The sequence below is a fragment of the Corallococcus sp. AB032C genome, from assembly GCF_003668935.1.
GTDB classification, from domain to species: Bacteria; Myxococcota; Myxococcia; order Myxococcales; family Myxococcaceae; genus Corallococcus; species Corallococcus exiguus.
Map to the genome: position 1 here is coordinate 1 of NZ_RAWP01000200.1, position 7509 is coordinate 7509.

General features: G+C 70.9%; 7 protein-coding genes and 1 pseudogene. 6 read left to right on the top strand and 2 right to left on the bottom strand.

Annotated features, from left to right (window positions below):
• From D7X99_RS40905 to D7X99_RS40930, 6 genes are all read left to right on the top strand, one after another.
• Nucleotides 1–463 (top strand): TonB family protein (locus D7X99_RS40905; protein WP_121782458.1); only part of this gene is annotated, 463 nt, incomplete at its 5' end.
• Entirely contained in the window at nucleotides 460–1749 is a 1290-nt protein-coding gene (locus D7X99_RS40910; protein WP_121782459.1) for an LpqB family beta-propeller domain-containing protein, read from the top strand. The genes D7X99_RS40905 and D7X99_RS40910, both read left to right, overlap by 4 nt.
• Nucleotides 1750–1806: 57 nt before the next feature.
• A complete protein-coding gene (locus tag D7X99_RS40915) occupies nucleotides 1807–3003 on the top strand; it encodes an aminotransferase class V-fold PLP-dependent enzyme (RefSeq protein ID WP_121782460.1) in 1197 nt (398 codons plus the stop codon).
• A 14-nt stretch (nucleotides 3004–3017) separates the two neighbouring features.
• Nucleotides 3018–3959 carry a Ppx/GppA phosphatase family protein gene (locus D7X99_RS40920; protein ID WP_121782461.1) on the top strand — a complete coding sequence of 314 codons (942 nt, stop codon included), beginning with the start codon at nucleotides 3018–3020 and terminating at the stop codon, nucleotides 3957–3959.
• Nucleotides 3956–5236 carry an MFS transporter gene (locus tag D7X99_RS40925; protein ID WP_120581250.1) on the top strand — a complete coding sequence of 427 codons (1281 nt, stop codon included), beginning with the start codon at nucleotides 3956–3958 and terminating at the stop codon, nucleotides 5234–5236. Before D7X99_RS40920 ends, D7X99_RS40925 begins: the two co-directional genes overlap by 4 nt.
• Before the next feature lie 101 nt (nucleotides 5237–5337).
• Entirely contained in the window at nucleotides 5338–6189 is an 852-nt protein-coding gene (locus tag D7X99_RS40930) for an AraC family transcriptional regulator (RefSeq protein ID WP_121782462.1), read from the top strand.
• 12 nt (nucleotides 6190–6201) lie between these two features.
• Here the strand turns inward: D7X99_RS40930 and D7X99_RS40935 are convergent, their stop codons facing one another.
• Together D7X99_RS40935 and D7X99_RS40940 are read right to left on the bottom strand one after the other, a co-directional pair.
• Nucleotides 6202–7155, bottom strand: a complete 954-nt coding sequence (locus tag D7X99_RS40935) for an NAD(P)/FAD-dependent oxidoreductase (RefSeq protein ID WP_121782463.1) — start codon at nucleotides 7153–7155, stop codon at nucleotides 6202–6204.
• 121 nt (nucleotides 7156–7276) lie between these two features.
• Nucleotides 7277–7509, bottom strand: a pseudogene (locus D7X99_RS40940) (acyltransferase); the annotation flags it as partial.

Sequence of the window (7509 nt, forward strand, 5' to 3'; positions counted from 1 at the left end):
GGCGGTGCCCGGCGTGAAGCCCGCCCCCGCCCCCGCGCCCCAGAAGGGGGAAGCGACCGCGGAGGACCGGCGCAAGAAGCTCTTCGGCGCGTTCGACAAGTCCGCGAAGCCCACGGAGCCGGAGGAACTGGAAGGCGCCGAGGACGGCGACCCGGACGGTGACTCCGCGGTGGCGGAGGGCGAGCGGTACTACGGCCTTTTGAAGTCCCAGGTGCGCCGTCACTACAACGTGGCGGACACCATCCCCGACGCGGAGCGCCTGTACTTGAAGGCGCAGGTGGCCATGAAGCTGGGCCGCGCGGGCGAAGTGCTGGACGTGAGCCTGGCCAAGGCCAGCGGCAACGAGCTGTTCGACGCGGCGGTGGTGGCCGCCGTGCGCAAGGCTTCCCCCTTCTCTCCTCCCCCCGATGCGCTTCGCGACGCACTCCAGAAGAACGGCGTCGTCCTGGTGTTCAGCCCATGAAAGCCTTCCTGCTCTCGCTCCTCCTCATCCCCGCGCTGGCGCTGGCGCAGGCGCCCGTCATCGAAATCTCCGGCGCGAACTTCCGCCCGCTGCCGCTCGCGGCCCCCGCGCCCGTGGTGCAGGAGGGCGCGGACAAGAAGGCCGCGCAGTCCTTCGACACCGCCTTCACGTACGACATCACCGCCTCCGGCATCTTCCAGGTGCTGGACCGCGCGGGCTTCACCGCGGACGCCAAGGAAGGCATGACGGCGGGCAGCATCAACTTCAGCCGCTGGGCGGACGTGGGCGCGGAGTCGCTGGTGAAGGTGTCGCTGGCGCAGGACGGCGGCGCGCTGCGCGGCGAGCTGCGCCTGTTCAGCGTGGCCACGGGCAAGGAGGAGCTGAAGGTGTCCAAGGACGCGCCGGCCGGTGAGCCCCGGCAGCTGGCGCACGTGCTGGCGGACGCGCTCTACCGGCACTTCACCCGCGAGGCGAGCCCCTTCCTGTCGCGCATCACCTACGTGCGCAAGGCGGCCGCCAACCGCGACGTGTACGTGGCGGACTGGGACGGCATGAACGCGCAGGCGCTCACCAAGGGCGGCACGCACATCCTCCCCACGCTCAGCCCGTCCGGCCAGGTGGCCTACACGTCCTACCGGAAGAACCGGCCGGACATCTACGTGCAGTCCCCCGGCGGCGAGGCGAAGCCGCTGGTGACCGACGGCCAGATGGCCACGGGCATCGCGTACTCGCCGGACGGCAAGCGCATCGCCTACGCGCTGGCGGAGGGTGAGAGCGCGCAAATCTACGTCGCCGCGGCGGACGGCTCCGGCGCGAAGGCCGTCACGGACACGCCCTACGGCCTCAACACCAGCCCCACCTGGTCGCCGGACGGCAAGCGCATCGCGTTCGTGTCCAACCGGGGCGGCAGCCCGCAGGTGTACGTGATGGGCGCGGACGGCTCCGGCGTGAAGCGGCTCACCTTCCAGGGCAACTACAACCAGACGCCGGACTGGTCGCCGCGCGGGGACCTCATCGCCTTCACCGCTCGTGATGAGCGCAACGCGTTCGACCTCTTCACCGTCAACGTGGACACGGGCAAGGTGACGCGCCTCACGCAGGACCAGGGCAACAACGAGGAGCCCACCTTCTCCCCCAACGGACGGCTGATCATCTTCAGCACCAGCCGCAACGGCGGCGCGCACCTGTGGGTGATGACCTCCGAAGGCAACAACCAGCTGCCGCTGCCCATGGAGAAGGGCAACTGGCTGACCCCGGACTGGGGCACCGCTCCGGCGGCGAAGTAGTCCGTCACGGCGGGTGACGTTGACAGGGGGGACGCGCCGGGGTGCATTGCGCGCCTCATGAGCGCTCCCCTCCCCGCCCACAAGACCCACTGGGGGTTGGACCCCCAGGTCGTCTTCCTCAATCACGGCTCGTTCGGCGCCTGCCCCAAGGCGGTGCTCCAGCACCAGTCCGAGCTGCGGGCCCGGCTGGAAGCGGAGCCCGTGCGCTTCCTCGCCCGCGAGGCGGAGCCGCTCCTGGACGAAGCGCGCGCGGCGCTCGCGGCCTTCGTGGGCGCCAACGCGGATGACCTGGCGTTCGTGCCCAACGCCACCACGGGCGTGAACACCGTGCTGCGCAACCTGCGCTTCCAGCCCGGCGACGAGCTGCTCACCACCGACAACGAATACAACGCGTCCAAGAACGCGCTGGACGTGGCCGCCGCGGAGAAGGGCGTGAAGGTGGTGGTGGCGAAGCTGCCCTGGCCCGTGACTTCGCCGGAGTCGGTGGTGGACGCGGTGATGGCGCAGGTGACGCCTCGCACGCGACTGCTCCTCGTGGACCACATCACCAGCCAGACGGCGCTGATCATGCCGCTGGCGGAGCTGGTGCGCAGACTGCGCGAGCGGGGTGTGGAGACGCTGGTGGACGGCGCGCACGGGCCGGGCATGGTGCCGCTGGCGCTCCAGGAGCTGGGTGCGGCGTACTACACGGGCAACTGCCACAAGTGGCTGTGCGCGCCCAAGGGCGCCGCGTTCCTGTACGTGCGCCGCGACCTGCAGGCGGACTTCAAGCCCATGGTGGTGAGCCACGGGCACAACTCGCCGCGCGCGGACCGCTCGCGCTTCCGGCTGGAGTTCGACTGGGTGGGAACGGTCGACCCCACGCCCTTCCTGTGCATCCCCACGGTGATCCGCTTCATGGAGGGGCTCGTTCCGGGCGGGTGGCCGGAGGTGATGGACTCCAACCGGCGGATGGTGCTGGCCGCGCGGCACAGGCTGGACGCGAAGCTGGGCAATGCGACGCCGCTGTGCCCTGAGTCCATGGTGGGCAGCATGGCGTGCGTGGCCCTGCCGGACGGCTTCCCGGAGCGACCCGAGCCGCCGCTCTACGTGGATCCCCTCCATGTGCGCCTGTTCGAGGAGCACCACATCGAGGTCCCCGTCACGGCCTGGCCCCGGGCGCCCCGCCGGCACCTGCGGCTGTCCGCGCAGCTCTACAACACCGCTGCGGACTACGAGGCCCTGGTGCGTGCTTTGGAAGCGCTGCTGCGTTGAGTAGTGTGCGCGGCATGCCGCGCTTCGCATCCATCGATATCGGGACCAACTCCGTGCTGCTGCTGGTGGCGGACCGCCAGCCGGACGGCCGCTTCCAGGCCGTGGTGGAGCGCGCGGAAATCACCCGCCTGGGCCGGGGCGTGGACACCAGCCGCGTGCTGTCCTCCGAAGGCATGGAGGCCACGCTGGCCGTGCTGGTGTCCTTCGCCAATGAGGCCCGGGAGCTGGGCGCGGAGGCCATCGCCGTGTCCGCCACCAGCGCCGCGCGCGACGCGAAGAACGGCGCGGACTTCATCGCCGCCGCCAAGGCCCGCGCGGACGTGACGGTGGAGATCATCCCCGGGGAGATGGAGGCGCAGCTGTCCTTCGCCGCGGTGGCCCAGGACTTCGCGAGCGAGGCCGCGGGGCCGCTGCTGGTGGTGGACATCGGCGGTGGGTCCACGGAGTTCATCTACGGCAGCGACGCCGGCACGGTGGCCTTCCGCCACAGCTTCGACGTGGGCGCCGTGCGGCTCACGGAGCGATACGTGCGCACCGACCCGCTGTCCCCCGAAGAGCGCGGCGCCATCGAGGCGCACCTGCGCGACACCTTCTCCGCCCTGCCCCCGCCTCCCCCCGGCGCGATGCTGGTGGGGGTGGCCGGCACGGTGACGACGCTCTACGCCGTGCAGCACCAGATGGCGACCTACGACGCGGAAGCGGTCCACGGCGGCACGCTGTCCCGGGGCGAGCTGGACGCGCTCACGGACCAGCTGTGCGCCATGCCCCTGGACGCGCGGCGGACGCTGCCCGGCCTCCAGCCCAAGCGCGCGGACGTCATCCCCGCGGGTGCCCTCATCCTGCGTGAAGCGGTGAAGGCGCTGGGCCTGGATGCGTGCCGCGTGAGCGACCGCGGCCTGCGCTGGGGCCTGTTGGCACACCGCTTCGGCTCTGGCTCCGGCGCCTCTCGCTCATGAACGCCTCCTCCCCCGCCGCTCCGTCCAGCTCGCACGCCACGCAGTCCGTGCGCGCGGGCTACGCGCTGTTCATCCTCACGCTGATCAACCTGGTCAACTACCTCGACCGGTACATCATCGCCGTCGCGCTGCCGGAGATTCAGAAGGACTTCGGCATCAACGACGCGCAGTCCGGTCTGCTGGGCACCGTCTTCATCATCGTCTTCATGCTGGCGTCGCCCCTGGGCGGCTTCCTGGGGGACCGCATCCCCCGCCGGCTGTTGGTCGCGGGAGGCGTCATCCTGTGGAGCCTGGCCACGGGGGCCAGCGGCCTGGCGTCCAGCTTCACTGCGCTGCTGCTGGCTCGCGCGGTGATTGGCATTGGCGAGGCGGGCTATGGCGCGGTGGCGCCGTCCATCATCTCCGACCTGTATCCGCGCGAGCAGCGCACGCGGATGCTGTCGTACTTCTACATCGCCATCCCGGTGGGCTCCGCCATGGGCTACGGCCTGGGCGGGTGGCTGACGCAGACGTATTCGTGGCACGCGGCGTTCTTCGCGGGCGGCGTGCCGGGGCTCGTGCTGGGCACCATGGCGTTCTTCATGCCGGAGCCCCAGCGCGGCGCCATGGACGGGCCGGACGCGGCGGTGAAGCTGCCGTTCATGGAGGGCCTCAAGGGCCTGGGCCGCAACATGGCCTTCTGGGCCACGACGGCCGGCTACACGCTGATGACGTTCTCCATTGGCGGCCTGGCGTTCTGGATGCCCACGTACCTGGTGCGCGAGCGGCACCTGTGGCTGGAGCACCCGGGCCGCGTGGGCCTGGTGTTCGGCGCCATCACGGCGGTGGCGGGCCTCACGGGCACCGTGGCCGGCGGCTGGCTGGGCGACAAGATGGACCGCAAGCGCGCGGGCGGCGGGTTGTGGCTGTCCGGCATCGGCCTGCTGCTCGCGGCGCCGTGCATGTACCTGGCGGTGAACCTGAAGGACACGACGCTGACGTTCGCGGCGATTGGCGTGGCGCAGTTCCTCATCTTCCTCAACAGCGGGCCCATCAACGCGGCCATCGTCAACTGCGTGCCGCCCGCGTTCCGCGCGTTCGCCATGGGCCTCAACGTGCTGTGCATCCACATGCTGGGGGATGCCATCTCGCCCACGCTCATCGGGCACATCGCCGACATGGCCAGCCTCCACACCGCCATCGCCATCAACGCGGTGCCGGTGCTGCTGGGCGGACTGGCGCTCCTCCTGGGCGCGAAGCTGTTCCGGGAGGCCACGCCGCGCGTGCAGCAGGGCTGACCGCCCTCGTTCGAAACGCCGGGGCCCGGAATGCATCCGAGCCCCCATTCGGTTCACGCGAGCAGGTTCACTGCTCGCCAGGGAAGGAAGCGGAGGCGTTCGTGACTGTCGTGCATTCGCATCCGCTGCATGCCTGGGACACGCCCACGGGCTCCCTGGTCGTCGCGTGCGGGCATGCCCCGCAGGCCCCCTCTCCCCATACCGCTTCGCATCCGCAGGCCGTGCTCGCGCTCTACACGGGCGGGCGGGCCGTCATCGACCAGCGCACCCGGCTGACGGTGTCCGCGGGCGACGTGATGCTCATCCCGGCCGGGGAGCGGCACCGGACGGTGTCGACCGAGGGAGCGGAGGTCTGGGGGCTCGGGTTCCATCCGTCCGCCTTCACGCACACGGAGGTGGGGCCACTGCTGGAGCCCTTCGAGCGCGTGCGCCAGGGCGCGTCCGCCGTCGTGCCGATTCCGTCCGGGCGCCAGGAGCACCTGGTGCGGCTGTTGTCGGAGCTGCACGCGGAGACGCGCGCACCGCACCGCGCGCTGGGGGAACAGGTGACGCGCAGCCTCTTCTCCCTGGTGCTCGCGGAGGTGGCCCGCTCCAGCACGTGGACTCCGGTGGAGTCGCGGGCGTCGCTCGCGGGGGATGCGCTCACGTTCATCGAACGGCACTGCTTGGAGCCCATCTCGCTGCGCGAGGTGGCCGCGGCCGTGGGCCGTTCACCCGCGCACGTCACCACCGCGCTGAAGCAGGCCACGGGCCGCAGCGTGGTGGAGTGGATCATCTCCGGACGGATGGCGGAGGCACGGCGGCGGCTGATGTCCACGGACGAGCGCGTGGACATCATCGCGGAGCGCGTGGGCTACGCGGACGCCACGCACTTCATCCGCCTGTTCCGGCGCGCGGAGGGGCTCACGCCCGCCGCGTGGCGCAAGCAGCACCGCGCGCCGTCCGCGCACTGACGGACCTTCGTCTCAGTGCGCCTTCTGCCGTGAGGGGGCGGGCTTCCCCGTCACCTCCGTGAAGCGGCGATCCGCGTCCTCCAGGATGAGGGCGTGGTTCATCATCGCCGCGGCGATGGTGCCCGCGCTGGCCGCCGCGATGGCCGCCTGCATCGGCGTCGTCATGTCCCCCACCGCGACGACGCCGGGCACGGACGTCTCTCCCGTGGGGCTCGCCTTCACGTAGCCCAGGTCATCCAGCTCGAGTCCCAGCCGCGTCACCAGCTCGTGCTGCTTCTGCGGCGGCGCGGAGAACATCACGCTGCGGGCGATGCGCGTCCCGTCCTCCAGCTCCACTTCGGCCAGGCGCCCGTCCTTCCCATGCAGCGCGCGAATCTTCCGCTCCTCCAGGGGGATGCCCAGGGCCTGGAGCTTCTCGCGCTGCTCCGGTGACACCTCGAAGGCGCCGTGAGTGAAGACGATGAGGTCCCTGGACCAGTTCTGGATGATGGGAGCTCCGTCCAGGTACTGCGGGTTCTTCGCCAGCATGGCGAACGGTTGGTCCTGGACCTCCCAGCCGTGACAGTAGGGACACTGGAAGATGCTGGGCCCCCACAGCTCCTTGTAGCCGGGGATGTCCATCATGACGTCCACCACGCCCATCGCCAGCAGGAGGCGCCGGGCGTCCACCGACGTGCCGTCGCCCAGCGCCACGCGGAAGCCGCCCTCGTACTTCTCCACGGAGCCCACCCGCGTGTCGCGCACCTCCACGTTGGGATAGGCCTTCAGCTGCTCGCGGCTGATGCGCCGGAACTCCGGTGGCGGGATGCCGTCGCGCGAACCGAAGCCGTGCATGTGCTCCGCCGCCGCGTTGCGCGGCGTGCCCGCGTCACAGAGCAGCACCTTCTTGCGCCCGCGCCCCAGATACAGCGCGGCGTTGAGCCCGCCAGGGCCGCCTCCCACGATGACCACGTCGTATGCCGCCATTGCCCTGCTCCTCGTGCCGGTCGTTGATTCCGTTCGGGGAACCTAACGACCGGCCCGGGATGGCAGCAGGGCGGGCCTTTCGACGGCATCGGCGGATCTTCCGGTCCGCCCACGCCACCCGCTACCGAGCGACGGGGGCGTCGAGCTTCGGCCGGTACTCCTCCGCCAACCGCTCCACCTCGCCCGCCAGCCGCTCCCCTTCCGAGAGCAGCCGGGCCTTCAGGCGCTTCCGGTTGCCCAACGTGAAGAACAGCTCCAGGTCATGACGGATGGCGTCCCAGCGCTCCGCGAAGGACAGCGTGAACAGCGCCAGCGGCGGAATGCCCACGAAGGTCCCGAGCCCCCACGCCCACC

Bases quoted from the DNA above. Each gene is read 5' to 3' on its own strand.
- D7X99_RS40910 (WP_121782459.1), top strand. From the start codon at position 460: ATGAAAGCCTTCCTGCTCTCGCTCCTCCTCATCCCCGCGCTGGCGCTG.
- D7X99_RS40915 (WP_121782460.1), top strand. From the start codon at position 1,807: ATGAGCGCTCCCCTCCCCGCCCACAAGACCCACTGGGGGTTGGACCCC.
- D7X99_RS40920 (WP_121782461.1), top strand. From the start codon at position 3,018: ATGCCGCGCTTCGCATCCATCGATATCGGGACCAACTCCGTGCTGCTG.
- D7X99_RS40925 (WP_120581250.1), top strand. From the start codon at position 3,956: ATGAACGCCTCCTCCCCCGCCGCTCCGTCCAGCTCGCACGCCACGCAG.
- D7X99_RS40935 (WP_121782463.1), bottom strand. From the start codon at position 7,155: ATGGCGGCATACGACGTGGTCATCGTGGGAGGCGGCCCTGGCGGGCTC.